Annotated in this window: 22 protein-coding genes; 9 read left to right on the forward strand and 13 right to left on the reverse strand. The window is 63.2% G+C overall.

Annotated features, from left to right (window positions below; all coding sequences use genetic code 11):
- The first annotated feature begins 16 nt into the window (after nucleotides 1–16).
- The gene (gene mnmC2, locus L0D16_RS04965; protein ID WP_243030335.1) at nucleotides 17–670 is read left to right on the forward strand and encodes a tRNA (5-methylaminomethyl-2-thiouridine)(34)-methyltransferase MnmC2; all 654 of its coding nucleotides are present in this window, start codon (nucleotides 17–19) and stop codon (nucleotides 668–670) included.
- Here mnmC2 and L0D16_RS04970 read toward each other — a convergent pair.
- Together L0D16_RS04970 and L0D16_RS04975 are read right to left on the reverse strand one after the other, a co-directional pair.
- Entirely contained in the window at nucleotides 579–1,760 is a 1,182-nt protein-coding gene (locus tag L0D16_RS04970) for a polysaccharide deacetylase family protein (RefSeq protein ID WP_243030336.1), read from the reverse strand. The genes mnmC2 and L0D16_RS04970 overlap by 92 nt on opposite strands.
- Nucleotides 1,751–2,917, reverse strand: coding sequence for an MFS transporter (locus tag L0D16_RS04975; RefSeq protein ID WP_243030337.1), 1,167 nt, complete (start codon nucleotides 2,915–2,917; stop codon nucleotides 1,751–1,753). Before L0D16_RS04975 ends, L0D16_RS04970 begins: the two co-directional genes overlap by 10 nt.
- Before the next feature lie 14 nt (nucleotides 2,918–2,931).
- Between L0D16_RS04975 and L0D16_RS04980 the strand changes: the two genes are divergently transcribed.
- Nucleotides 2,932–3,615 carry a glycosyltransferase family 2 protein gene (locus L0D16_RS04980; RefSeq protein ID WP_243030338.1) on the forward strand — a complete coding sequence of 228 codons (684 nt, stop codon included), beginning with the start codon at nucleotides 2,932–2,934 and terminating at the stop codon, nucleotides 3,613–3,615.
- Here L0D16_RS04980 and L0D16_RS04985 read toward each other — a convergent pair.
- From L0D16_RS04985 to L0D16_RS05005, 5 genes are read right to left on the reverse strand one after another with little or no spacing between them, the layout of a single operon-like run.
- The gene (locus L0D16_RS04985) at nucleotides 3,554–4,765 is read right to left on the reverse strand and encodes a glycosyltransferase family 4 protein (RefSeq protein WP_243030339.1); all 1,212 of its coding nucleotides are present in this window, start codon (nucleotides 4,763–4,765) and stop codon (nucleotides 3,554–3,556) included. The two genes, L0D16_RS04980 and L0D16_RS04985, sit on opposite strands and share 62 nt — an antisense overlap.
- A gap of 11 nt (nucleotides 4,766–4,776) precedes the next feature.
- Nucleotides 4,777–5,601, reverse strand: coding sequence for a glycosyltransferase family 2 protein (locus L0D16_RS04990; protein ID WP_243030340.1), 825 nt, complete (start codon nucleotides 5,599–5,601; stop codon nucleotides 4,777–4,779).
- A 10-nt stretch (nucleotides 5,602–5,611) separates the two neighbouring features.
- Nucleotides 5,612–6,733, reverse strand: a complete 1,122-nt coding sequence (gene glf, locus L0D16_RS04995) for a UDP-galactopyranose mutase (protein WP_243030341.1) — start codon at nucleotides 6,731–6,733, stop codon at nucleotides 5,612–5,614.
- The gene (locus L0D16_RS05000; RefSeq protein ID WP_243030342.1) at nucleotides 6,730–7,440 is read right to left on the reverse strand and encodes a glycosyltransferase family 4 protein; all 711 of its coding nucleotides are present in this window, start codon (nucleotides 7,438–7,440) and stop codon (nucleotides 6,730–6,732) included. The genes glf and L0D16_RS05000 overlap by 4 nt, the downstream gene beginning before the upstream one ends.
- A 6-nt stretch (nucleotides 7,441–7,446) precedes the next feature.
- The gene (locus L0D16_RS05005) at nucleotides 7,447–8,616 is read right to left on the reverse strand and encodes a lipid-A-disaccharide synthase-related protein (protein WP_243030343.1); all 1,170 of its coding nucleotides are present in this window, start codon (nucleotides 8,614–8,616) and stop codon (nucleotides 7,447–7,449) included.
- Nucleotides 8,617–8,744: 128 nt separating this feature from the next.
- Between L0D16_RS05005 and L0D16_RS05010 the strand changes: the two genes are divergently transcribed.
- Together L0D16_RS05010 and mfd are read left to right on the forward strand one after the other, a co-directional pair.
- Nucleotides 8,745–9,581 (forward strand): DegV family protein, encoded by an 837-nt coding sequence (locus tag L0D16_RS05010; protein WP_243030344.1) that lies wholly within the window; start codon nucleotides 8,745–8,747, stop codon nucleotides 9,579–9,581.
- Between the two features lie 52 nt (nucleotides 9,582–9,633).
- The gene (gene mfd, locus L0D16_RS05015) at nucleotides 9,634–12,576 is read left to right on the forward strand and encodes a transcription-repair coupling factor (RefSeq protein WP_243030362.1); all 2,943 of its coding nucleotides are present in this window, start codon (nucleotides 9,634–9,636) and stop codon (nucleotides 12,574–12,576) included.
- Here mfd and L0D16_RS05020 read toward each other — a convergent pair.
- A complete protein-coding gene (locus tag L0D16_RS05020; RefSeq protein WP_243030345.1) occupies nucleotides 12,573–13,124 on the reverse strand; it encodes a COG1470 family protein in 552 nt (183 codons plus the stop codon). The two genes, mfd and L0D16_RS05020, sit on opposite strands and share 4 nt — an antisense overlap.
- Nucleotides 13,125–13,136: 12 nt before the next feature.
- Nucleotides 13,137–14,486 carry a hypothetical protein gene (locus L0D16_RS05025; protein ID WP_243030346.1) on the reverse strand — a complete coding sequence of 450 codons (1,350 nt, stop codon included), beginning with the start codon at nucleotides 14,484–14,486 and terminating at the stop codon, nucleotides 13,137–13,139.
- Between the two features lie 99 nt (nucleotides 14,487–14,585).
- On the opposite strand from L0D16_RS05025, the gene L0D16_RS05030 reads away from it, so the two are divergent.
- Genes L0D16_RS05030 through L0D16_RS05040 form a run of 3 tightly spaced genes read left to right on the forward strand, consistent with a single transcriptional unit; the run spans nucleotide 14,586 to nucleotide 19,826 of the window.
- Nucleotides 14,586–16,877, forward strand: a complete 2,292-nt coding sequence (locus L0D16_RS05030) for a 3-hydroxyacyl-CoA dehydrogenase/enoyl-CoA hydratase family protein (RefSeq protein ID WP_243030347.1) — start codon at nucleotides 14,586–14,588, stop codon at nucleotides 16,875–16,877.
- 12 nt (nucleotides 16,878–16,889) lie between these two features.
- Nucleotides 16,890–18,083 (forward strand): thiolase family protein, encoded by a 1,194-nt coding sequence (locus L0D16_RS05035; RefSeq protein WP_243030348.1) that lies wholly within the window; start codon nucleotides 16,890–16,892, stop codon nucleotides 18,081–18,083.
- A 9-nt stretch (nucleotides 18,084–18,092) separates the two neighbouring features.
- Nucleotides 18,093–19,826: an acyl-CoA dehydrogenase family protein gene (locus tag L0D16_RS05040; protein WP_243030349.1), complete on the forward strand. Its 1,734-nt coding sequence runs from the start codon at nucleotides 18,093–18,095 to the stop codon at nucleotides 19,824–19,826.
- Between the two features lie 378 nt (nucleotides 19,827–20,204).
- Here L0D16_RS05040 and cysS read toward each other — a convergent pair whose 3' ends face one another.
- A complete protein-coding gene (cysS, locus tag L0D16_RS05045; RefSeq protein ID WP_243030350.1) occupies nucleotides 20,205–21,650 on the reverse strand; it encodes a cysteine--tRNA ligase in 1,446 nt (481 codons plus the stop codon).
- A gap of 36 nt (nucleotides 21,651–21,686) precedes the next feature.
- Between cysS and hslO the strand changes: the two genes are divergently transcribed.
- Both hslO and L0D16_RS05055 read left to right on the forward strand, forming a co-directional pair.
- Nucleotides 21,687–22,709 carry an Hsp33 family molecular chaperone HslO gene (gene hslO / locus L0D16_RS05050; RefSeq protein ID WP_243030351.1) on the forward strand — a complete coding sequence of 341 codons (1,023 nt, stop codon included), beginning with the start codon at nucleotides 21,687–21,689 and terminating at the stop codon, nucleotides 22,707–22,709.
- Nucleotides 22,710–22,721: 12 nt separating this feature from the next.
- Nucleotides 22,722–23,135 carry a universal stress protein gene (locus L0D16_RS05055; protein ID WP_243030352.1) on the forward strand — a complete coding sequence of 138 codons (414 nt, stop codon included), beginning with the start codon at nucleotides 22,722–22,724 and terminating at the stop codon, nucleotides 23,133–23,135.
- Here L0D16_RS05055 and L0D16_RS05060 read toward each other — a convergent pair.
- The 3 genes from L0D16_RS05060 to L0D16_RS05070 are packed head-to-tail and all read right to left on the reverse strand — an operon-like array spanning nucleotide 23,132 to nucleotide 25,603.
- Complete coding sequence (locus L0D16_RS05060) at nucleotides 23,132–23,884, reverse strand: ABC transporter permease (RefSeq protein WP_243030353.1); 753 nt, start codon at nucleotides 23,882–23,884, stop codon at nucleotides 23,132–23,134. The two genes, L0D16_RS05055 and L0D16_RS05060, sit on opposite strands and share 4 nt — an antisense overlap.
- Nucleotides 23,869–24,615: an ABC transporter ATP-binding protein gene (locus L0D16_RS05065; protein ID WP_423247858.1), complete on the reverse strand. Its 747-nt coding sequence runs from the start codon at nucleotides 24,613–24,615 to the stop codon at nucleotides 23,869–23,871. The genes L0D16_RS05060 and L0D16_RS05065 overlap by 16 nt, the downstream gene beginning before the upstream one ends.
- Nucleotides 24,608–25,603, reverse strand: a complete 996-nt coding sequence (locus tag L0D16_RS05070) for an ABC transporter substrate-binding protein (RefSeq protein ID WP_243030355.1) — start codon at nucleotides 25,601–25,603, stop codon at nucleotides 24,608–24,610. The genes L0D16_RS05065 and L0D16_RS05070 overlap by 8 nt, the downstream gene beginning before the upstream one ends.
- Between the last annotated feature and the right edge of the window lie 169 nt (nucleotides 25,604–25,772).

A 25,772-nucleotide genomic window follows, 5' to 3' on the forward strand; every position in this document is an offset into this window, starting at 1 on the left:
GGGCTATTCTACGGGTGTGGAGCCCATCCTCACCCAGGACGGCACCCCTACCCTCTTCCATCCGGGGTACAGGGAGGCCTACCATCCCCGGCAAGGGGCCCTGCTCCAGGCCCGGCGGCTTTACCTGGAGAAGACCCTCACCCACCTGCACCCGGCGCCCAGGGTCCTCGAGGTGGGCCTGGGGCTTTTGGTAAACTTTCGCACCACCCTGGAAAGTGCCTTGGAAAGAGGGGTTTACCTCCGCTATCTGGCCGTGGAACGGGAACCCGTGCCCCGGGACCTTTTAGCCCAGGTGCGCCTTCCCCTCCCCCGGGCGGAGGAGGTGTTTGCCGAGGTCCTTAAGGGTTGGCCGGAGGCCTGTTTCCGGGGGCCTTGGGGCGAGCTTCGCATTCTCTTTGGGGAGGTGGAGGCGCTGGAACTTCCCCGGGATTGGGCCACGGCGGTCTACCTGGATCCTTTTAGCCCTCGGGCAAATCCCGGGCCCTGGTCTTTCCCTGTTCTGAGGAAGCTGCACCGGGCTTTGCGGCGTGGTGGGAGGCTGGCCACCTACTCCGCCCAAGGGGCCTTCCGCTGGAACCTTAAGGCGGCGGGGTTTGCCCTTCACCGGGTGCCGGCTTTGGGGAAGCGGGAGTGGACGGTGGGAATCGCCTTAAAAGCTCCTCCCGGGTGAGGTAGGTGAGCTCTACCCGGGCCTGTTTAGGGTTGGGGAGCTCCCCACGGTAGAGCCAGTGGAACCAGGTGCTGCTCAAGGTGGCCACAAAATGGGACCAGGGGGGTAGGGGATGGGTGTTAAAACCAAAGAGCCTACTCCCCTGGGCCAGGTGGCTGTAGCCATAGACTAGGCGCACCTCCGGGTCCTCGGCTACGAGGAAGGCCGCTTTTCTTAAGCTCTCCCGCATGTAGCGGATGGCCTCCAAGGGAGTGAGCTCCATGGCCCGCTGGCTTTCCAGATGGAGTTCAAAGGCGGGTGTTCCCCGGGAAAGGCCTGGGAGGTCGGGGCCGGGAAAGGGCTTTCGCTCCAGCCGAAGGAGGTCAAAGGGGCCGTACCCTGCCCGTACCACCCGATGCCTGGTGTTGTACCGTTCCTCAAACCCCTGCAGGCTACGGATGAGGGCCAGCCTGGGGGTGAGGGGCCTGGGGGCAAGCCCGTCCAAGGTGACCGGCTCGTATCCAAGGTGGAGGATCTGGGGCAGCACCCATTCCAGGAGCTTAAGCGTGCGCTCCGGGCCATCGTGGAAAAGCACGATGGATCCGGGGCGCAGGTAGTAAAGCAGGCGTTCTGCCAGGGCCTCAGGGAAGTGGTTTAACCAGTCCTTGCTTTCCAGGTCCCACAGGGCTACGCGCTTGCCCAGTAACCGGGCAAAAATGCGGGTAAAAGGGGTATGGAGGCCATGGGGTGGCCGGTAATAGCGGCCCGGATTCCGGCGCATGTGTTCCCATTCCAGCCAGGGTAGGAAAAGTTTCCAAGCTTGGTGCCATTCCCCGTGGTCCTCTATCTGGTGTCCTTCCCGCCTTATGGCCTCCACCAGGTCTGGCCGGGCCCGGGCCTTTTCCCCGGTGAGGAAAAAGGTGGCCTTAACCCCATGCCTGCGGAGTACCTCAAGCAGGGCCTCGGTCCTTTCGGAGGGGCCATCGTCAAAGGTGAGGGCGATCTTGGGGGTGCGCCTCGAGGCGTGGGCATAGGCCCCGAGGCCCAGGAAGCGAAAGAGCAAATCGGAAAGGCCGTACAGGAGAAGGACTAGGCCAAGGGCTAGTTCCATCGCACCCTCCAAAAGAGAAAGGCGTAAAGGAGGCTAAGCAGGAAGAAGACGGCACTTCCGGCCAGCAAGGGAGCCTTGATCCCAAAGGACTCCCAAAGCACACCCCCCACGGCAGGTCCCAGGGCGATGCCCAATCCCTCTGCGGTCATCAAGCCTCCCCAGATAGCGGCCCGGTTTTCCTGGGGGAGGTTCTTGGCCAGGAATCCGTTCCAACCGGGAAGGAACAGGCTGTAGCCCACCCCTGCCAGGCTTACCAAGATCACAAGCTCTAGGAAGCTGGGAGCAAAGGCAAGCCGGAGCATGACGAGGCCGAGGAGGAGGAGTCCCCCCACCAGGGCCAAACGGTAGCCCTTGCGGTCCACCTGCCTTCCCGTTACGGGGAGGAGGCCAAAGGCCAGGGCTCCCCCATAGAGGAGAAGTCCTCCCAAGGCGATGGGCTCTAGGGCAAGTTCCTCCTTGGCAAGACGAAGGATGAATAGGGAAACCAAGGCAGGGGCGAAGGTTTGGCCAAAGGCTGCGGGCAGGAAGAGCAAGAGGCGCCGGAAGGGGTATGGCTCCCGCACGGCTTGGGGAAGCGGGATGCTAAAGGGGAAGAGGCTTAAGGCAAGGAGGAGGACCACGCCTTGGGTGGCTAGGAGCAGGGTGAGCGCAGCCTCGGGTTCCTTCTGGGCCACCTGCCCCACCCCCACCAAGCCGATGCCCACCCAAGGCATCACCAAGGTTAGGGTAAAGGAAAGAGCCCTGGCTTCCCGGCCAGGCACGGCGATGCGGCTGGCTAGGGTCATAAGTCCGGGGTATAGGGTGGACAGGCTAAGCCCCCAGAGGATGACCAGTCCCCATAGGAGCCAACCCGTTTGCGCCAGGGGGGTAAGGAGGAGGGTCAGGAAGCCGGTAAGGGCGGCCAGGCTTACGGTGCGCCCAAAGCCCACCCTTTCCGCCAGGAGTCCACCAAAGGTTTTGGACAGGTTTTCCGAGAGTTGGTGGAAGGTGAAGGCAAGGGTAAAGGTGGCAGGGCCAAGCCCCAGGTGCTCGGGCGCATAAAAGGGGAGGAGGCCGGCAAAGTAGCCGCTACGCACCCCCTCCATAAGGCCTACGGCAAGGACCAGGCGCAGGAATACGGGAAGCCCCTCCCTGGCCCACGGCAGATAACGAAACACGCTAAAGTATACCCGTGCGCATCAGCGTGGTGATCCCGGCCCACAACGAAGAGACCCTATTGCCAGGAGCCTTGCAAGCGGTTTTGCAGCAAACCTTGCCTCCTTTTGAGGTGATCGTGGTGGACAATGCCTCCACCGACCGCACGCGGGAGGTGGCGGAGGCGCTTGGGGTGCGGGTGGTGTACTGTGCCAGGAAAGGTGTGGCCTATGCCCGCCAGGCGGGACTTCTGGCGGCCCGGGGGGAATGGGTGGCCATGACCGATGCCGATTCCCTGCCCCTTCCCACGTGGCTTCAGAGCCTGGCCCGCCATGCGGAAGGCGCGGTGGCTCTCTACGGACCCTTGCGCTTTTATGGGGTTTCGCCTTGGGCGGCCGTGGTTTCCGAGTGGGGCTACCGGGCCTTCCTGAACCTGATGGCCTTCCTGGGAAGACCCAATCTGGCCGGGGCCAACATGATGTTCCTGAAGGAGGCCGCCTTGAGGGTGGGAGGGTTCCCGGAGGTGGAGGCTAGGGAGGATGTGCTTTTAGGCTGGAGGCTTCGCCAAATAGGGAACGTGCGGTATGTGCCCCAAGCCTTGGTCCTAACCTCTCCTAGAAGGTTAAAGGGGGGTTGGGGAAGGTTTTTGGCCCAACAGCTTAGAAATCTCTTGGGTGATCCTCGAGGGTACTTCGGGGAAGACGGGGGAAGGGAAAGATAAGCCTCTGGGGTTCCACCCGCAGAATCTCATTGGCTTCGTCATACACGGCGACAATCCTCTCGGCGATTCGCTCCGCAGACCGCTCCATAGCCCAGGCCCGTGCTTGTAAGCTGAAATGCCGGCGTTTGTCCTCATCCCGCAGGAGATCCAAGGCCTTTTCCGCCAGGGCCCGGTAGTCACCCGGAGGCACCAGGTACCCGGTTTTCCCGTCCACCACGCCCTCCAGCACTCCCTCGGCGCCCACGGCCACCACGGGTACCCCCATGGCCTGGGCCTCCCAGATGACCAGCCCCTGGGTTTCGGTCTCGCTGGCGAACAGAAAGACCTCCGCCATCCGATAGTACCCGCCGATATATCGGTAGGGCACGGTGCCCAAGAAGCGCACCCGGTCTTCTATGCCCAACTGGACCGCCAGGCGCTTCAGGCTTTCCAGTTCCGGCCCCTCGCCTATGTGCGCCAGGAGAACATCCTCTTCCCGGGCCATCTCAGCTACAGCTTTGAGTACCACATCAAAGGATTTTTCCTTGCCTAGCCGGCCCACGGTGATGAGCCGCCTTTTGCCCTCCGGCCAGGGGGAGGGTGAGGGAAGGGGCGCTTCCTCCAGAATGCGGTTGTCAATCCCTGTGGGAATGACCCGGATGGGCCTTTGGATGCCGTAGCCCTCCGCCAAGCGCTTGACTGGCTCCGTGGGGGCGATGACCACCTCCACCCGGTTGTAAAAGGCCTTGGCGAGCCTCGGGATGATGCCCGTGTATTTGTCCAGTATGGCTAGCCCGGGAACGTAATGGGCGTACTTCTCGTAGTGGGTGTGGAAGGTGGAAACATGGGGCAGGTTTTTGTTGCGGGCGATCCTTAGGCCCCATACTCCCAGGGTTAAGGGGGTGTGGGTGTGGATGAGCTCAAACTCCGTGGGCAGGTGGCGCGAAGAGGGTAGGGCGATCTGCTGCCCCTCGTAAAAGGGGTAGGGCAGGGAGGGAACCCGGACCACGCCTTCTTCCCGTTCAGGGGCTTCCGGGTGATGGGGAGCCACCACCCAGGCCTCGTGCCCCATTCGCCGGAGCTCCCTAAGGAGAAGGTACACGCTGGTGGTCACCCCGTTGGGGTTGGGGAAGTAGACGTCGGTGAAAAGGCCTACGCGGTAGAGGCGCATGCAAAGCTAGTTTACCAGGGAGGTGGTCGTAGACCGTCGCGCAGGCCTTGGACTAAGGGTTTCCATCCTCGCTTACCTTGTTTCAAAAGGAAAACAAACGCTTCAGCAGCAAAATGAAGTAGAAGTATGATTCGCCAAAGAAGAGATATATCCTTTGTTTGAAAAAGCCAAAGTCGGTTACGGGCCTGATAGTAATACCTACCATTGGTTGTGTCAGCTGGTGTGTAAAAGGCTTTGGTTTTATGCACCACTATACTGCGTCGAGCTACAAAGACGTCTCCGATGCGGAGAAAGAACTCCCAATCATCATTCCAAACAAAAAGCTCCTTTCTTGGCAGCCCTTTTCTGCTGATGGCTTCCCGATTTACCAATACAGACACAAAGCTCGTTAAAAAAACTCCCTGGGTAGCACAACCACGTAGATTAAGGAAGGGGTTGACCCAAGGAATGTTCATGGGGTGAAGCCGGCCATCCGTCCAAACCACTGTACTTCCGATGGCATTGCAGGGGAGCTTTGCCTTTTGCAGGCAGGTGTACGCTTCTAGTAACTCTTCCAGTCCTTTGGGCGTGGGAATGGTATCATCGTCCATCACCCATATCCAGTCATACCCGGCCTCGTAGGCCCGCTTCATCCCCTCATGGAAGCCCCCTGCTCCTCCCTGGTTCTCTGGCAGGGCCAGGACCTCCACCTGGGGGAACTCTTCCCTCAGCATCTCCCGGGTCCCATCGGTGCTGGCGTTGTCCACCACCAGCACGTGGTCCGGGGGGCGGGTCTGGGACAGCACCGCCCTTAGGCACTCCCGCAAGAGCTCCTTGCGGTTGTAGGTCACAATCACCGCACACACCCTATCCACGGGCCACCTCCTCAAAAAGCTTCAAGGCCCTGGCCACCGCCTGGTCCATATTGTAGTAGCGGTAGTCGCCAAGCCTCCCGGCGAAGAGGACGGTCTTCAACTTGGCCGCCTCCTCCTGGTAAAGCCTAAGCCGCTCCTCGTTCTCCTCCCGGGGCACGGGGTAGTAGGGCTCGTTCTCCCCCGGGGTGTAGGCCTCCGGGTACTCATAGGCCACCGTGGTGTGGGGCAAGAGGTCCTGCCCGGTCAGGTGCTTGAACTCGGTGATGCGGGTGAAGGGGTGTTCGCCGGGATAGTTCACCGTGCCCACCTCCTGGAACCAGGGCTGGGGGTGGTGCTCCAGCCGGAAGCGCAGGGAGCGGTAGGGCAGGGGTCCGTGCAGGTAGCCGAAGAACTCGTCCATGGGGCCGGTGAAGATGAGGCGGTGGAAGCGCACCTCCCCCTCCACCTCCTTCCAGTCCGCCCCCAGGAGGACCTTGATGTTGGGATGGTCCAGCATCCTCCGGAAAAGGGCCGTGTACCCCTCCTTGGGCATGGCCTGGTAGGGGTCTTGGAAGTAGCGCTCGTCGTAGCTCACCAGGATGGGGACCCGCCCCGTCACCGAAGGGGAAAGCTCTTCTGGTCGCAAGCCCCACTGCTTCAGGGTGTACCCCTCAAAGACGTTCTTGTACACGTACTCGGCCAGGAAGCGAAGGTCGGGGTCCTGGGCCTCCTTGAGCCTCAGGATAGGCACCCGGCTGCCGTAACCGAAGTGGGTGAGGAGCTTCTCCTCCAACCGGTCCGCCAGCCTCTCCGAGAAGAGGCGTCTCAGGGAGGCCAGGCTGAAGGGGAGGGGAACCGCCTTCCCCTCCACCATCGCCCGCACCCGGTGGTAGTAGGGGCGCCACTCCGTGAACCGGGAGAGGTAGTCCCACACCTTCTTGCTTTGGGTGTGGAAGATGTGGGGGCCGTAGCGGTGGACCAGGACCCCGGAGGGGTCGTACTCGTCGTAGGCGTTCCCCCCGATATGATTCCTCCGGTCCACCACCAAAACCCTCTTGCCCAGCTCCCTGGCGATGCGCTCCGCCAGGGTGGCCCCGGTGAAGCCGGCACCTAGGATAAGGTAGTCTACCTTCACGTTTCCTCCAAAATGGTAAAGAGGCGCTTGGCGCTAGCCTCGAGGGTATGGTGAGTCTGGATGAAGGCGCGCGCTTTGGCTCCCAGGTCCCCAGGTAACCGTTTCAAGGCGGCGGCGATAGCGGAAGGACGGGGCGGCACCAGGAGGCTGGTCTCTCCGTGCTTTACTAACTCTTCCTGGGCTGGAATGGGTGTGGTTACTACGGGAAGGCCCGAGGCCATGGCCTCGAGGGTGGCCAGGCTTTGATTCTCTCCTAAAGTGGGCAGGAGCATGGCATCCACAGCCCGATAAAGCTCGGGGATGTCGCTCCGGCGCCCAAGGAAGTGCACGTTTCTCAGGTTGATGAGGCGAGTGGTGTGCTGCCACAGTTTCATGAGTTCTCCCGTCCCTACCAGGAGAAAGTCTACCTCGGGGAGAAGTCTTGCGGTTAGGAGAACCGCAAGGTGGTTCTTTTCCGGACTCATCCGGGCGGGGACGATGACGGAGAATCTCTTTAAGCCATAGCGTTCTCGGAGAGCCTCTTTTTCCCCAGGTACGGGCGGCCGGAACCGTTCCGTATCTACTCCGTTGGGCACGGAATAGACCCGTTTGACCCCGTGCACCTCCTGCAACCAGCGTGCAGCCCAGCGGGAAACGGTGATCACCGCCTCGGCCCGGACCAGGTTGGGTACTTGCAGTAAGCGGTAGCCTAGGCGGTAGAGGCGCATGCCAATCTAGCTTACCTCAGGGTTCTCCAGTTGGTTACGTATGTGTTGAGCAGTGCCGGTGATTCCGCCTGGGGGTCCGATGCGACATTTGCCTTCTTGGCTAGCCCGAACATAGGCTTCCTGAGCGTTGAGTAGGAAAAGGACTTCTGCGGCTATCCTATGTGGGTCAGCTTCGGTCAGGCGAAGAGCTGGCCCTAAGAGCCTCTTTTGTCGGCGGGCGAAGGCCCGGGTGTACTGGGGTCCGGGTGTGGGGAAACCTACGATGGGAATGCCCAAGCCTGCAGCTTGCTCGCTAGCGGTTCCCGCGGTGGATAGGGCGAGGACGCTGCGGTGGAGGATGGTGGAGAAGGCCCCCCGAAGAACCCAGGCGGCCTTACCCGCCTTGGTGAGACGGAGGGTGGAGGCGTCTTCTTCCTGGGCCTGCCAACCGGGTAAGGGAGGAAGGGCGTTCCATGCCTTAGCCCAGGCCACCACAGGGGTTAAGGGAACGCGTAGGCTGGCTTCCAGCATAAGGGGTAGACTGAAAGTTTCATCTCCTCGAGTCCCCGGGATAAGGGCCATAACTGGAGCCTCGCCCACCAAAGGGTCGAGGTCACGCTCAGGGGGAGGCAGAAGGTCCATGGCGAAGCTACCGTACCAGTACGCATGATGGATCCCTAGGCGCTGAAGGCGTTCCAGGCTTTTTAGGTCACGCACGAAAACAGCCTTCACCGAGCGATGAAGAAGCCGTTCGTAGGGGGTGAAGTCGCTTCCTCCCCACTCTAGTGCCAACTCCAGGAAGGACGCGTTTTCCAAGTAGTATGCAGAAACAAGGGGATTGACGTGAAAGACGGGAGCGCCCTTTGCCGCCAAGAGGCCTACGGTTAAGGCGTACGCATCTCCTACTACTATCACCGCATCAACCAAAAGGGAGCGCGCTGTCCGCCACTGAGCAAGGGTCATGGAGATAAAGCCTGCCTTGAGGTCTGCTAGGAGGTTTTGCCAACTACCGAAGATGAAGCCACCCGAAGGCATTGATTTACGTGGCCCGAGGATTGCCTGGGCTATTCCCACGTATGCGTTCCCCTGACCCACTAGGGGTAAGGCTAGGATTTCCTTTCCTGAACCTAGATGTTGGGCTATGCGGGCTCCGATGGCATCCTCGGTGGGACCGTTGGAGACAAAAACTATTTTCATACGGAGTTCACCTCGGTGTGGCTTGATCTACTGAGGATCAGGGACCGCGTAGCGTTCTCCGTGGCAGGAACCAACACGTTGCCATTTTAGGTCGGGCATTGCCTTTGACTTAGTATAAAATGGCTCACATGGAACTAGGTCTGGTGACCGATACCGCTGCGGACCTTTCCCCTAGGATCCTGGAGGAGGAGGCCGTGGGCTTGGTGCCCATCTATGTCCACCTGGCGGGCAGAAGGTACAAGGACTGGCAGGAACTTACCCCAGATGCCCTCTACCAAGCCATGCGGGCGGGGGCCGAGCCTGTGACTGAGCCCCCGGGGGTGGAGGATTTCGCCGAGGTTTACGAGCGTTATCTTCAGGTATACGACCGCATCCTTTCCCTCCACGTTTCGGGGGAACTTTCCAAAACTGTGGATAGGGCGCGGGAAGCAGCCCTCAAGGTAGCCCCCACCCGCATCCGGGTAGTGGACTCGGGGATGGTGTCCGGAGGGCTTGGGGCCATGGTGCTCAGGGCGGTGGAAATGCTGAGGAAGGGGGCGGAGGAGGAGGCGGTGGTACGGGAGTGGGAGAGGCTTAAGCGTGCCAGCCTCTACTTCAGCGTGGCCGACTTATCCCACTTGGCCCGGAATGGCCGTCTTCCCCGCTTCGGGGAGGTGGTGGGCAACCTCCTCGGCCTTCGTCCCATCTTGCGGATTGAGAAGGGGCACATACGCTTCCTCAAGGTGGCCAAGGAGGGTTCGGTGCCCGAGGTTCTTGCCCGCCTCGTCCTCGAGGAGCTCAAAGGACGGCCGGCACGCATCACCATCGCCCATACCGACGCCAGAACCGAGTGGATCGAGGGCTTAAAGAAAAGCCTGGAGGGGGCTTTGCGCCTGGAAAAGGGGCGTATCACGCGAAGCGGGGCCACCATCGCCGCCAACGTGGGCCTCGGGGCTATAGCCATCCACGCCTACTCGCTAGAATAGGCAAAGGGTGCCCCTCCGGCCCCGGGGCCAGGGGGGCAGGGGTTTCTTGCCCATGGAGATCGCCCTGGAACGGGAACGCTACTACGGCCACCGCCTGGCTCTGCCTCATGTGGTGGCGGCCTTGCTCTTTTCCCGTGAGAGGCCTCCGGCCGTTCTCTTGGCCCCGGAGGAGCGGTTGAGGCGCTATCGGGACCTTGGGGCCTTGGGGGGGCCCGTTTATGTGAACCCTGGCCTCGAGGCCTGGGAGGAGCGGGCTCTCTTCGTGTTTAGCTACGAGGAGGCCTTGGCTCCCTTTCCCCAGGACCCTTCTGCCTGGCGCCTGGTGCTGGAGGTGGGCCGGAGTTATCCCCGAGGGGAACTTTTGCACCGTCTCCTGCGGATGGGGTACGCCCGGGATGAGGATTACCGGGTGTTGGGGGAGGTTTTGGAGCTGGGCGAGGTGCGCTTGGAGTTCTTCGGGGATGAGCTGGAGCGCCTCCGGGTGGCCGGAGAGGAAAGGAGGCGACACGTCCTATTGCCCAAACCGGGAAAGGCGGAAGGGTTCCCCTCCAGGAAGCTCCTTCACTTTCCCGGTCCCGTCTACCTGGACACCCCGGCCCTGGCCCCAAAGGAGCTTTGGCCCCTTTTGGAGGGGCGTCAGGTGGTGGCCCTAGGGGGTGGGGTGGAGCTTCCCCTCTGGGACTTGGGGGTGAAGCCCCTGGTTCCTTACCGGGGGAGCCTTAAGGCCTTGGAAAGGGACTTGGCCCGCTGGCTCGAGGAGGGGAGGCGGGTTAGCCTCTTCGTGGCCCACGAGCGTACCCTGGACTACCTGAAAAGGCGCCTTGCCCTCTTCCAACCCCAGGTGCTCCAGCGCTTTCCCGGACCCAAGGGCCAGCTTTCCCTGTTCTGGGGAGCCTTTGAGGGGGGAGCGGAGTGGGGGGAGGAGGTTCTGCTTACCGAGGCCTTGGTCTTTGCCACCGGAGCGGTGCGGGCTAGGGTGCGGGTGGGGGAGGGTCTTGCCGACCCCGGGGCCCTTTCGCCTGGGGATTTCCTCATCCACCCTGAGCACGGCGTGGGCCAGTACCTGGGGCTGGAAACCCGGGAGGTTTTGGGGGTTAGGCGGGACTACCTGGTCCTCCGCTACCAGGGGGAGGGAAAGCTCTACCTGCCGGTGGAGCACCTCCCCCTTCTCAAGCGCCATCCCGGCACCACGGATGACCCTCCGGAGCTCTCCTCCCTGGGTAAAGGGGAGTGGCAGCGGCTCAAGGAAAAGGCCAGGAAGGATGTGGAGGAGCTGGCGGCAAGGCTCCTCGTGCTTCAGGCCAAGCGCAAGGCTACTCCGGGCCGGGCCTTCGCCCCCTTGCCGGAGTGGGATCCGCTGATAGAAAGGGGTTTTCCCCACCAGCTGACCCCGGATCAGAAGCAGGCCTTGGAGGAGGTCTTGCGAGACCTCGAGGCCCCTTTCCCCATGGACCGGCTCATCTCCGGTGACGTGGGCTTTGGCAAGACGGAGATCGCCCTAAGGGCCGCCCACCGGGTGGTGGGGCACGGGGCCCAGGTGGCCTTTTTGGTGCCCACCACCCTCTTGGCAGAACAGCACGGCAAGACCTTCCGGGAGCGCTTCGCTGGCCTTCCTGTGCGCATTGGCGTCCTCTCCCGCTTCACCCCGGCCAAGGAGGAGGAGGCCATCCTCAAGGGCCTCGAGGCGGGCACGGTGGACGTGGTCATCGGTACCCACCGCCTCCTCCAGCCCGACGTTCGCTTTAAGGACCTGGGGCTTCTCATCGTGGACGAGGAGCACCGCTTCGGCGTGGCCCAGAAGGAGCGGATCCGCGAGCTGAAGGCCGAGGTGGATACCCTTTACCTTTCCGCTACCCCCATTCCCCGCACCCTTTACTCCGCCTTGGTGGGCTTGAAGGATCTTTCCAGCATCAAGACCCCTCCTCCGGGCCGGAGGCCTATCCGCACCTTCCTCGCTCCCTTTGATCCCCTATTGGTACGGGAGGCCATCCTCCTGGAACTGGAAAGGGGAGGCAAGGTCTTTTACGTGCACGACCGGGTGGCCTCCATTGAGGCCAGGAGGCGCTACCTGGAAAATCTGGTGCCCGAGGCCCGCATCGGTGTGGTGCACGGCAAGATGCCGGAGGGACTAGTGGAGGAGACCATGCTCCTCTTTGCCGAGGGGGCCTACGATGTCCTTTTGGCCACCACCATTATTGAGTCGGGCCTGGATGTGGCCGAGGCCAATACCATCCTCATTGAGCGGGCCGATCGCCTGGGCCTGGCCACCTTGTACCAGCTTCGGGGCCGGGTGGGGCGGCGGGAGCAGGAGGCCTACGCCTACCTCTTCCATCCACCAAGGCTTACGGAGGCAGCAGAAAAGCGCCTCAATGCCATCGCGGACCTCTCCGACCTGGGAAGCGGCCACCTCCTGGCGGAAAAGGACATGGAGATCCGGGGGGTGGGAAATCTCCTGGGTCCGGAACAACATGGGCATATCCGGGCCCTTTCTCTGGAGGTCTACAGCGAACTATTGGAGGAAGCCATTCGCAAACTGAAGGGGGAGGTCAAGGAGGAGAAGCGGCACGTGACCCTGGACCTGGGCCTTTCCGCACGGCTTCCTGCGGAGTATGTGGCGAGCCTCGAGGCCCGTAGCCGCTACTATAGCCGCTTGGCGGAGGCCAGGACCTTAGCGGAGGTTTCCCGCATCGCCAAGGAACTCAAGGAACGCTACGGCCCCCTTCCCGAAGAGGCGGAGAGCTTTTTGGCCTTGGCAAGGCTTCGCCTGGTGGCGGAGCGAAAAGGGGTGGTCTCCATCACCGAGGACCTCACCCATCTTCAGGTGACCTTCCCCCGCTGGCCCCTGGACTACGATGCCCGGGCCCTGAGGCAGCTTCCCTTCCGGGTGGAGCTCACCCAGTACCCCCCGGGCTTCCGCCTGGAGAAAAAAGGGCTAAAGCCCCGGGATTACCCCGAGGCTTTGCTGCAAACCCTTTACCTTTTTGCCGATGGCTAGGGGTTGGGGATCAGGTTGAAAAGCTTAAGCCTTAACACCACCTCAGCTTGGGTCAGGGTGTACTGGACCTTGTCCCCAGTTAGACCTAACCTGGCGCCAATGCGAAACCGGCCGCTTTGGATAAGGTCATGCGTTGGCGTGCCCGGTTGGATGTCTAGCTGGAGGGTGACGGTTTGCTCCTCCCCGGGGTTGAGGGTGACGGTTTGCCGGAGGGCAGCAAAATCTCCTCCCTGGCCGTCATAGAGGTTGGTATCGTTCCCGGGGCCTAGGCGGACCTCGAGGTTCAGGTTGCAGGGGAGGTTGCCCGTGTTCTTCAAGTCCACCTGGAGGCTTAGTTTTCCGTCCACCAAAGCCTCGCTCCCAGGCACCTCTACCCCTTGGCCCGCAGGGTCAGAGGGGAAGAACACCTCGGTAGTGATAAGGTTGAGCTCCCCCTGGCGTTGGTTTTGGGGGATAAAGCTTAGAAGATCCACTTCAAAGCGGTGGATGGTGTGGCCGCTACAGGCGGCCAGGGCCAGGGACACCAACAAAAGGGATACGCGTTTCACGGCTTGACCTCCTTAGAAACGCACCGCCATGGCGATGCCGTACACGGTTCCGCCCACCAAGGGGGCCTCGTGGGTGGTAAGGGCCAGGTCCAGGCTAAGGGCTTCCAGGTTAAAGCCGGCCCCCAGGCCAAAGCGCAAGCCACCCTCCAGCCCCACGCCCGTCCGGATGGCAACCCCACCCAGGTTGTATTCCGCACCTAGGTGGAGGGTGGGCGTGGTGGCGCCGAAACGGGTGTCCGCCGCCAGGAGCAACTCCCCTACTTCCAAAGGTAGGCGGTAGGCTCCGTTAAGGGTGAATATGGGTGCCGAGAAATCCCCTCTTTTGGTGGTGGCCGTGCGGCTAGTTTCCGTTCCGTCCACCACCGTTACCTCTACGCCGCTCCATTGGGTAAAGCCCAGGAGGTTCTGTACCCCTAGGCCAAAGGCCCAGTTTCCTCCGTCCACGGCCACACCCACATCCCCGCGGAGGCCGTAGCCAACCCCGCTACCCCCTTGACCCAGGGAGGCCTCCAAGAAGGAGGGATAACTTAGGAAGTAGCGGCTTTCGTAGCTAACGCCGCTTACGTTACCGTCCTGGTCAAAGGTGGGCCGGGCCTTAGCGGAGGCTTCCGCGTACCCTAGGCCGTAGAAGCCCTCGCCGCGCACGCCTGCATAGACCCGCCCCAGGCCAGGGATATCCGGAAGCGGGGTGGAGAACCCCAGGGCCAAACTTATTCCGGAGATGAAGGAGCCTTGGGCCTCGAGGGCACACGGGGAGGGCGTGCTGGCCTGGCAGCGGTGCAGGGAGCCCTCCTTCAAGGCCATCGCCAGATCCTGGTTGGGCGCCACTCGCACCCCTTGGGTGCCCGCAAAGGGGCCTACGGAGAGATAGGTTCCCGGCCCCAGGTCAAAGGAGAGGGGAAGGAACGGTTGGGGGATAGAGGCCGTGGGCCTCTCGGCCACCACACCCGCTTGGAAGGACGGCATGAGGCTTCTCCCTTGCCCATCGGTGATGGACACCCCGCTAGCGCTTACCCGGAACACCACCTCGTCGGGGCTCCGGGCGGGGTTTATGAGGAAGCTCCCCAAGTGGCTAGCCTGATCGTAGGCGCTGAGAAGGTCAAACTGGTTGCGGAAGGCGTTGGGGTCCGTGAAGTAGGAGAAGGGGCTCGTGTCGGGAAACAGGGGTAGAAGGCGTAGGAGGCCTATGGGAAGCTGGAAGCCCTCCTGGTCCCACTTCCCGGGAAAGGCGGCATAGGCGGGGTTGGCCCCTTGTCCGCTGGGTCCTGGAAGGAGGACCCCACCCATACCTAAGCTCCGCACCCCCTGGGCCAGGCTTAGGCCTAGGAGGCTTGCTATAAGGAAGGCGGCGGTTCTTTTCATAACGACGACATTGTAACAGAGCAGTCTCTTGGGTCAAGAGACCCCTTTGACAAGTCCTCTATGCTGACGTAAACTTTGACTGAGTATAAGGAGGTGGACATGATCAAGAAGGTAGGCGTGGTGGGCGCGGGGACCATGGGGAGCGGGATCGCCGCCTTAGTGGTGAGCGCCGGCATCCCGGTGGTCCTTTTGGACATTCCGGGCCAAGAGGACCGGAACGAGGTGGCAAAAAGGGGGCTGGAGCGAGCCTTAAAAGCCAAGCCGGCCGCCTTTATGGACGCGGACTTGGCCCGCTATGTGGAGATCGGCAACACCGAGGACGACTTGGGGAAGCTGGCCGACTGCGACTGGGTGGTGGAGGCCATTATTGAGAAGCCCGAGCCTAAGCGGGCCCTTTATGAACGCCTCGAGGGCCTTCTCAAACCCACCGCCATCATCAGCTCCAACACCAGCGGCATCCCCATGCGGGTACTTCTTGAAGGCCGGTCCGAGGGTTTTCGCCGCCGCTTCTTGGGCACCCACTTCTTTAACCCGCCCCGCTATCTGCATCTGTTGGAACTGATCCCCACCCCTGAGACCGATCCTGGGGTGCTTGGGGAAATCCGCCGCTTTGGCGAGCGCATCCTGGGGAAGGGGACGGTGCTGGCCAAAGATTCGCCGGGCTTTATCGCCAACCGATTAGGGGTTTACGGCATGGTGCAGGCGGTGCGCCTCATGGAGAAGCACGGCCTTACCATCGACGAGGTGGATGCCCTCACCGGCCCCTTGCTGGGTCGCCCCAACTCCGCCACCTTCCGCACGGCTGACCTTACGGGTTTGGATGTACTGAGGCTGGTCACCGAGGAACTCGCCCAGGCCACAGGGGAGGACTTTGCTCTGCCGGAGTGGGTCTTGCGCCTGGTGGAGGAAGGGCGGCTTGGGGAAAAGACAGGGGCCGGGTTCTACAAGAGGGTGAACGGGGAGATCCACACCCTGGACTACCGCACCCTGGAGTACGCCCCCCGGGCCCAGGTGGAACTGCCCGAGCTTAGGGCCTTGCGGGACCTACCCTTGGCGGAGAGGCTTCCCAAGGTTCTGGAGCTTCCCGGCAAATACGGGGCTTTCATGAGGGAGCTTTTCGCGCGTACGGCCCACTATACCCTGGAGAAGGCTCCCGAGATCGCCTACGACCTGGTGTCCGTGGACCAGGCCCTGGAGTGGGGGTTTGGCTGGGAAGAGGGGCCCTTTAAGAACATGGATGCCCTGGGCCTCGAGGGGCTAAGGCACCTTTTTGCTGAACATGCCCTTCCCGAGCCGGAGCTTCTTGGGAAGGCCCAGGGGAGCTTTTACCGTAGCGGCACCTACCTGGGCTTTGATGGAACCTACCACCCCCTGCCCAAGCGAGAGGGGGTTATTTCCCTAAAAGCCCTCAGGTCCGAGGGTAAGACCCTGCTGGAAAGCAAGGAAGCCGCCCTTTTGGACCTGGGGGACGGGGTCGCCCTTTTGGAGTTCCGCACCAAGATGAACGCCATCGGGGAGGGCGTGATCCGCATGCTCCAGAAGAGCCTGGAGTACGTGGAGGAGAAGGGCTATGTGGGCCTGGTGATGGGCAACGAAGACCCTAGGGCCTTCTCCGCCGGGGCCAACCTGGCCTTGATCCTCTCCTTGGCCCAGGAGGGGGACTGGGACGAGCTCTCCCTGGCGGTGCGGCAGTTCCAGAAGGCTTCCATGTCCTTGCGCTATAGCCCTTTCCCCGTGGTGGTGGCGCCCTTTGGCCTCACCTTGGGCGGCGGGGCGGAGTTCACCTTGCATGCCGATAGCGTGCAGGCCCATGCCGAGCTGTACATGGGCTTGGTGGAGGCTGGGGTGGGGCTCCTGCCTGCGGGGGGCGGCACCAAGGAGATGCTCCTCCGCTTCACCCAGGAGCTTGCCCCCTACGAGGAGGCCGATCCCTTTGAGGGGGTGAAGCGGGCCTTCAACCTCATCGCCTTGGCCAAGACCTCCACCAGTGCCCTCGAGGCCCGCAAAATGGGCTTCCTGAGGGACCGGGACCGGATCAGCATGAACCGGGACTTCCTCATCGCCGATGCCAAGAGGCGGGTCTTGGAGCTGGCCACGGACTACCGTCCCCCCCTGCCTCCCAGGATCCGGGTTTTGGGGAGCGAGGCCTTGGGCAACCTGCGCTATGCGGTCTGGGCCTTCCGGGAGGCAGGGGAGATCTCCGACCATGACCTGAAGATCGGCCTGGAGATCGCTAAGGTGCTTTCGGGTGGGGAGGGTCCTGCGAGGGAGATTTCCGAATGGGACCTTCTGGACCTGGAGCGGGAGGCCTTCTTGAACCTCCTCGGGACCCGCAAAACCCAGGAGCGGATCGCCTACACCCTTAAGACGGGTAAACCCCTGAGGAATTGAAGAGGTGAAACCATGCGGGAAGCGGTGATTGTAAGCGCAGTGCGGAGCCCCGTGGCCCGGGGCAAGAAGGACGGGGCCTTGGCCACCCTGCACCCCGTGGACCTGTCCGCCCAGGTGATGCGCTCGGCCCTGGAGCGGGTGGGGCTGGATCCCAAGGAGCTGGAGGATGTCCTCTGGGGTTGCGCCATGCCCGAGGCGGCCCAGGGGTTGAACGTTGCTCGGCTGGCCCTCCTAAGGGCGGGCTTTCCCGTGGAGGTGGCGGGGGCTACGATCAACCGCTTTTGCTCCAGCGGTCTGCAGACCATCGCCATGGCCGCCCAGGCGGTGATGACCGGAATGGCGGATGCGGTACTGGCCGGGGGCGTGGAGATGATGAGCCAGGTGCCCATGTCGGGCTACCACACCCGCCTGCACCCCGACCTCACCCCCACGGAGTGGACCCCCGAGGGCTACTCCACCTATATCGGCATGGGCTTTACCGCCGAGAGGGTGGCGGAGCGCTTTGGCATCAGCCGGGAGGACCAGGACCGCTGGGCGTTGCGTAGCCACCAAAGGGCGGCCCAGGCCTGGGCGGAGGGGCGGTTTACCGAGGTGGTGCCCATCCGCGTACCCCGGGTGCGCTACCAAGGCACCAAGAAGGTGGTGGAGGAAACCCTCTTTGAGCGGGACGAGACCGTGCGGCCCGAGACCTCCCTGGAGGCCTTGGCCAAGTTGCGGCCTGCCTTCAAGAAGGGTGGCACCGTGACCGCGGGCAATGCCAGCCCCTATTCCGACGGGGCCGCGGCGGTGGTGGTCATGAGCCGGGAGAAGGCGGAGGACTTGGGCCTCAAGCCCCTGGCCCGTTTCCTCAGCTTTGCCGTAGCCGGGGTGGAGCCCGATGTGATGGGGATAGGCCCCATCAAGGCGGTGCCCAAGGCCCTGAAGCGGGCGGGCCTTTCCCTGGACCAGATTCACCTCATTGAGTTCAACGAGGCCTTTGCCGCCCAGGTGCTGGCGGTGATGCGCACCCTGGAAATGCCAGAGGAGAGGACCAACGTGAACGGCGGGGCCATCGCCCTGGGCCACCCCTTAGGGGCCACCGGGGCCAAGCTCACCGCCCAGCTCATCGCCGAGCTGGGGAAGCGGGGCGGAGGGTATGGCCTGGTGACCATGTGCATTGGCGGTGGCATGGGAGCCGCTGGGGTCTTTGAAGTCTATCCTGCTTAGGAGGGAGCCATGACCGAGGAGAGGAAGCTGTGGCAAAGGGGTGGGGGTTGGCTCTTGGAGACTCCGGAGCGCCTTTACACCCCCGAGGACTTTGACGAGAGCGTGAAGGAGATCGCCCGCACCACCCGCACCTTCGTGGAAAGGGAGGTGCTGCCCCTTCTGGAGCGCATGGAGCACGGGGAGCTTTCCCTCAACGTGCCCCTTATGCGCAAGGCGGGCGAGCTGGGGCTTCTAGGCATTGAGGTGCCCGAGGAGTACGGGGGGCTGGACCTGCCCAAGGTGATCTCCACGGTGGTGGCGGAGGAGCTTTCGGGAAGCGGGGGCTTTTCCGTCACCTACGGGGCCCATACCTCCATCGGTACCCTGCCCCTGGTCTACTTCGGCACCGAGGAGCAGAAGCGGAAATACCTTCCCAAGCTGGCAAGTGGGGAGTGGATCGCCGCCTACTGCCTTACGGAGCCGGGCTCGGGCTCCGACGCCTTGGCCGCCAAGACCCGGGCCACCCTTTCCCAGGATGGCAAGTACTACCTCCTGAACGGGGTGAAGCAGTGGATCTCCAACGCGGGCTTCGCCCAGCTCTTCACCGTCTTCGCCAAGGTGGACGGGGAGCACTTCACCGCCTTCTTGGTGGAGCGGGATACCCCGGGGCTTTCCTTCGGGCCCGAAGAGAAGAAGATGGGCATCAAGGCCTCCAGCACCCGGCAGGTGATCCTCGAGGACGCCAAGGTCCCGGTGGAAAACGTCCTGGGGGAGATCGGCAAGGGCCATAAGATCGCCTTCAACGTCCTCAACGTGGGCCGCTACAAGCTGGGGGCCGGGGCGGTGGGTGGGGCCAAGAGGGCCCTGGAGCTTTCCGCCAAATACGCTAAGGAACGGCACCAGTTTGGCCGGCCCATCGGGAGCTTTGGCCTGATCCAGGCGAAGCTTGGGGAGATGGCCAGCCGCATTTACGCCGCCGAAAGCGCCGTTTACCGCACCGTGGGCCTCATTGACGAGGCTCTCCTGGGCAAGAAGGGGGCGGAGGCGGTGATGGCCGGGATAGAGGAATATGCGGTGGAGGCCAGCATCATCAAGGTTCTGGGCTCCGAGGTGCTGGACTACGTGGTGGACGAGGGGGTGCAGATCCACGGCGGCTACGGGTACTCCCAGGAGTACCCCATTGAGAGGGCCTACCGCGACGCCCGCATCAACCGCATCTTTGAGGGTACCAACGAGATCAACCGCCTCCTCATTCCCGGCATGCTCCTGAGAAGGGCCCTTAAGGGGCAGCTCCCCCTCTTCCAGGCGGCCATGAGGCTGCAGAAGGAGCTTCTTGAGCCCAGCTTTGCGGAGCCTGAGGATCCGGAACTTCACCAGGTGGCAGGGCTTAAGAAGCTGGCCCTCATGGTGGCGGGTTTGGCGGCCCAGAAGTACGGAGAGAAGTTGGAGGAGGAGCAGGAGGTCTTGGGGACGGTAGCCGACGTCCTCATTGATGCCTATGCGGCAGAAAGCGCCCTCCTGAGGGCCCGTCGGCTTGGGGGCATCGCCGTGACCATGGCCCAGCTCTACCTCCTCCAGGCCCTGGACCGGGCCCAGGCGGGGGCGCTTTCCGTCCTGCCCCGGCTGGTGGAGGGGGACGAGGCCCGCGTGGTCTACTCCGCGGCCCGTAGGCTTACCAAGCACGAGCCCGTGGACCTGGTGGCCCTGCGGCGGGAGGTGGCGGGGAGGGTCCTCGAGGCCGAAGGTTACCCCATCCCCCGTTAGGGGCAAAGGGCCTTTCCCTGCCGGGGTCTAGCCCCGGCAGGGGACCTTATTGGGCTTGTCTAAGTTAAGGGCATGCCGGTCCAGGTGACCGTCCACCAGGCCAAAACGTACCTTTCCCGCCTTTTAGCCTTGGTGGAGGCGGGGGGAGAGGTGGTCCTCATGCGGAGGGCAAGCCCGTGGCCCCAGGGGGGCCAGCCGGGCACCGCCAAGGGCACGGTCTGGCTAGCGGAGGACTTTGATGCCCCTTTGCCGGAGGAGCCCCTGCTCGCCTTTGAAAGGCGAGGTTTCTACTGGATACCCATGCGTTTCTCCACTGGGCCCTTGGAGACCCTGGGCTTTCACCGCTGGCCGAAGCCTCCGTCAAAGACATTTGGTGAGCTATTCCAGGGCCAGCCGCCACTTGGGGCCCTCCTTGGTGTCCTCCACGACCACCCCGAGGGCTTTGAGCCTTTCCCGGATCAGGTCGCTTTTGGCGTAATCCTTGGCCCGCCGGGCCTCCTCCCTTAGCTCCAGAAGCAGGGCGATGAGGCCTTCCAGTAGGGGACCTGATACCTTCTCCTCCAGAACCCTTTCGGGGAAGAGGCCCAAGATGCCTTCTCCCAGGGTATGGAAGACCTGGGCGGTGTGCCTTAAGGTGTCCCCTTTGGCCTCCGGGAGGAGCCTATGCAGCTCAGGGAGGAAGGTGAAAAAGGCGGCCAGGGCCTCCGGGGTGCCGAGGTCGTCCTCTATGGCGGCGAGAAAATCCTTCTCCAGGGCGTCAAGGGCCCTTTCCAGCTCCGGGGTGGCGCCGGGGGCCGCCGTGGGGACCCTGGACCGCACCTCGCGGTAGGCGTGGAGGAGGCGGGCATAGCCCCGCTTGGCCGCCTCGAGGCCCTCAAAGGTGAAGTCCATGGGGCTACGGTAGTGGGTCTGCAGGAGGTAAAAGCGCAAGGCCATGGGCTCGTGGGCCTTTAAGAGGTCATGGAGGAGGACCAGGTTCCCGGTGCTCTTGGCCATCTTTTCCCCTTCCAGGAGCACGTGGTTGTGGTGCATCCAGTGGCGGGCGAAACGGTAGCCCGCCGCCTCCGCCTGGGCGATCTCGCACTCGTGGTGGGGAAACTGCAGGTCTATGCCCCCCGCGTGGATGTCAAACCCCTCCCCCAGGTACTTGAGGCTCATGGCGGTGCACTCTATGTGCCAGCCAGGGTACCCTTCCCCCCAGGGGCTTTTCCAGCGCATCAGGTGGCCGGGTTCGGCGGCCTTCCAAAGGGCGAAGTCTAGGGGATCCTCCTTCTCCTCCCGCACCTCCACCCTCGCCCCTGCCCGGAGTTCTTCCAGGCGCTTTCCCGATAGTTTCCCATACTGGGGGAAGGCCCTTACCCGGAAGTAGACGCTTCCTTTACGTTCGTAGGCGAAGCCAAGGTGCAAAAGCCTTTCCGTAAGCTCAATCTGTTCCGGTATGTGGCCACTGGCCCGGGGGGCGATGGAAGGCCGCAGGACATTAAGGGCGGCCATGGCGTCAAAGTAGCTCCAGGTGTATTTCTCCGCCACCTCCATGGGCTCAAGCCGCTCCAGCTTGGCCCGGCGCACAATCTTGTCCTCTCCTTGGTCGGCGTCGTCGGTGAGGTGGCCCACGTCGGTGATGTTGGAGACGAAGCGCACCTTGTAGCCCTGATGGAGAAGATAGCGACGGAGCACATCGTAGACGATGGGGCCTCGAGCATGGCCCAAGTGGGGGTCCGAGTACACGGTGGGGCCGCACACGTAGATGCCCACGTGCCCCGGGACGGCGGGGGTGAAGTCCACCTTGGCCCGTTGCAAGGTGTCGTAGATGCGAAGGCCCATGTGGGCCATTATAGGCCCGTGGCATAATGGCGGGGTATGGGACGGATTCTGAGGGGGTTGGCAGGGGAGGGGCAGCTTAGGGTGGTGGCGGCGGACACGGGGGACGTGGTGGAGGAGGCCCGGCGCCGCCATGGGCTTTCCCCCACCGCCACCGCCGCCTTAGGGCGGGCCCTCACGGGGGCCTTGCTCTTGGCCCAGCTTCTCCTCAAAACCCCCAAGGAAAGGCTTACCTTGCGCATAGAGGGCACGGGGCCCTTGGGCGGGCTTCTGGCGGAGGCGGACGCCTTTGGGCAGGTGCGGGGCTACGTCAAGAACCCCCAGGCGGAGGTGCCCTTGCGGGAGGACGGCAAGCTGAACGTGGGGGAGCTGGTGGGCGCCGGGGTCTTGCGGGTGGACCGGAGCCTGCCCAATGGGGAGGTCTACACCAGCACGGTGCCCTTGGTTTCTGGGGAGATCGCCGAGGACCTGGCCCACTACCTCTGGCAGTCGGAGCAGATTCCCTCGGCCATCCTCCTGGGGGTGCGGGTTAAGGGGGAGGGGGAGGTGGAGGTGGCGGGGGGTGTGGCCATCCAGGTGATGCCGGACACCCCCGAGGAGGTGCTATCCCGCCTCGAGGCCAACCTCTCAGGCATCAAGGGCATCACGCCCCTCTTGCAGGAGGGCCTGGAGGCCGCCTTGGAAAGGCTCCTTTCGGGCTTGGGGTTTGCCCGCACGGACCTTAGGGCCCTGGGCTACCCCTTAAATGAGATCCCCGCCCGCTTCCAGTGCCGCTGCAGCCGGGAGAAGGCCCTGGAGGCCCTGGTCTTCTTCACCCCGGAGGAGCGGGAGGACATGATCGTGAAGGACGGGGGAGCGGAGGTGGTCTGCCACTGGTGCGGGGAGGTCTACCGCTTTTCCCCCGAGGAGATCCGCTCCCTGGTGGCGGAGGTACGCTGCCCCGATTGCGGCACCCTTTGGCTGTATCCCAAGGCGGACGGTACCCTGTTCCGGATTGAGGGGGACACCTGCCGTTGCGGCCGCAAGGTGGAGATTCCTTCGGAAAAAAGGGCCCAGGCTTGATAAGCTTAGGGCATGTTCAAGACCATCCTCTTGGCCTACGACGGCTCGGACCATGCCCGGCGGGCGGCGGAGGTGGCTAAGGCGGAGGCCCAGGCCCACGGGGCCAGGCTGGTGGTGGTGCACGTGTATGAACCCGTGCCCGACTACCTGGGCGAGCCCTTTTTTGAGGAGGCCTTGAAAAGGCGCCTGGAGCGGGCGGAAAAAGTCTTGGCCGAAGCCTTGGAGCTAACCGGTGTGCCCAGGGAGGATGCCCTTCTCCTGGAGGGCCGGCCGGCGGAGGCCATCCTGGAGGCCGCCATGGGGGAGAAGGCCGACCTCATCGTCATGGGTACCCGGGGCCTGGGGGCCATCGGGAGCCTCTTCCTGGGTAGCCAAAGCCAGAAGGTGGTGGCGGAGGCTCCTTGCCCCGTGCTCCTGGTGCGTTAGCCCGGGGTGGGGGAGGTTTGGCCACGCCAGCGAAGGAGCTTGGCCTCGAGGCGGTTAAAGAGGAAGAAGAGGAGGAGCACGAAGGCCACGATGAGCGCGATCAGGGCTAGGCTGAGCCTAGCGTTATAGGTGCTCTGGGCGAAGGAGAGGAGATAGCCCAGGCCCCGGCTTGCCGCCACGAACTCCCCTACCACCGCCCCGGTAAAGGCAAAACCCACGGCCACTTTTAAGGAGGAGAGGACCCAGGCGGTGATGGAGGGGAGGTAGACCTCTCTTAGGAGCCAGTAGCGGCCTCCTCCCAGCGTGCGGATCCTCTCCACCAGCCTGGGGTCCACCTGCTTCACCCCGCTGTAGACCGCGAAGAAGATGAGGACGGCCACCAAGACCAGGCTGAGGGCTACTTTGGAGGCCAGGCCAATGCCCAGCCAAATGACGAAGAGGGGGGCGAGGATGACCCGGGGTATGGCATTGAGGAGGAGCATCACCGGCTCCAAGAGATCCGCGACCAGGGGGCTGAAGGCGGCCAAAAGGCCCAGGATTCCCCCGAGGAGGATGCCGGTTCCCAGACCCAATAGGGCTGCGGTGAAGGTGGCTTGGAGGTGGGGCCAGATCTCCCCTTCCCGGAAAAGGCCCATGAGGGTCAGGAGCACCTGGGAAGGAGGAGGGGCGTAAAGGGGGTTAAGGAGGCCAAGGGCCGAGAGGGCTTCCCACAGGATGAGAAGGGCCATTAGGCCTAGGTTACGGCGCATCGCGAAGCCTCCTTGAGCTCCTGCCAAAGGCTTTGCAGGTAGAGGCCAAACCGGGGGTCGGCCTTCACCCTCACCGGGTCCCGGGGACGGGAAAAGGGGATGCGGTGCTCTTGGATGATCCTAGCCCTAGGCCCTTGGGAAAGGAGGCAGACCCGATCGGCCAGGCTGATGGCCTCTTCCAGGTCGTGGGTCACCAGGAGCACAGCGATGCCCTCTTCCTCCACCAGGCTGAGGAGGTCCTGGGTCACCTGGGTGCGCAAAATGGCATCCAGGCTGGCGAAGGGCTCGTCCATGAGAAGCAGCCTAGGCTTCAGGGCAAGCACCTGGGCCAGGGCCACCCGTTTGCGCTGCCCTCCCGAAAGCTGGTGGGGGAACCGGTGGCCTAACCCGCTTAGGCCAAGGCGCTCCAGCCAGGCCTCGGCCTCCTTCCGGGCCCTCTCCCTGGGCCAGCCCCGGATTCTCAAGCCCAGGGCTACGTTATCCAGGGCGGTGCGCCAAGGGAGAAGGGCATCCTCCTGGAAGAGGAAGCCTACCTCTTCCTGGGGGCAGGCTCTTTGGATCCCTCCCCTTTGCGGGGTGAGGAGGCCAGCAATGGCCCGGAGCAGGGTGCTTTTGCCACTCCCTGAAGGTCCCACTAGGCTTACGAACTCCCCCTCCTCCACCTGAAGGTCCACCCCTTCCAGGACGGGGATGGGTCCGTAACCCAGATGGAGCCCTTGTACCTCAAGCACCACCCAGGACCTCCAGGTCCAGAAGCCTTTCCACTTGGAAACCGGGTGGGAGGAGGCCGGCTTCCATCTGGCTCTCCGCCACCCGGCGGGCGGCCTCGAGGTCTATGCGCACCCCTAAGGGATAGAGGTCCTTGCGGTAGCGCTCAATGATGGCCTTGAACCGTACCTCGTCCCCACCGGCGATGAGGGCTTTGGGCAAGGTGTCGGCGATGAGGCGGGCCTCCGCTGCCCGGATGAAGCGCAGAGCTTTTTCTAGGGCCCTGGCCATGGCCCGCATCTCCTCGAGGCGGGCTGGCCTTTCCTCCCGCCGGATAGCCACCCCCATGAACTCGTAGGGGCCTCCCAGGAAGGCGGTGGCCTGCTTCAGGTCCATGAGGTTCACCAGCTCGCGCCCTCCCGCCTCCTTGAGTAGGGAAAGGGCCGGTTCTTGGATCATCCCGGCCTCCACGTGGCCGGCCTTTAAGGCCTCATAGAGGTTGGGGCCCAGGGTGGCGTACTGCACCCGCTTGGGGTCCAGCCCAGCTTTTTTCAACAGGTAGACCAGGAGCACATGGTCCGCGTTGCCCAGGGCGGACACCCCCACGGTGCGCCCCTCCAGGTCTTTGATCCCCCGGATGCCCGGTGCCTTGGGGCTCGAGGCCAGGGCGAACAGGGGTAACCTCCCCGTGGAGGCGAAGCGCAGGATGGGGGCACCTTGCTGGTAGGCCTGGAGGGCGGCATCCAGGCTGGTGGCGGCATAGTCCACGGCCCGGCCTACCAGAAACTGGAGGGCCTGGCTTCCCCCCCGGGCGTAGACCAGCTCCACCTCGAGGCCCTCTTCTTGGAAGTACCCCCTTCTGGCAGCCACCTCATAAGGGATGATGCAGAGGAGCTGGGAGCAAAAGGCCAGCTTAATCCGCTTCCTGCCCCTCTGTCCCATACCGGAGCCCAGGAGGGCCAAGCCGGAAAGGCCCTTGACCACCTTTCGGCGATCCACGCAGCAGCTCATGCCCTTTATGGTGCGGTATGAGTTTCATCATGTCAAGGGTATAAGGCACGGCCTTGGGTGAGGGCCCACCGGCAGATCCTTCCCCAGGGCTATACGGGGGTTTATCTAGCCCCGGAATCGGTAAGCCTTGGGGTTTACGTATACTGGGGAAAGGGAGGGGCTTATGGCC

The sequence above is a fragment of the Thermus altitudinis genome, assembly GCF_022760835.1.
GTDB classification, from domain to species: Bacteria; Deinococcota; Deinococci; order Deinococcales; family Thermaceae; genus Thermus; species Thermus altitudinis.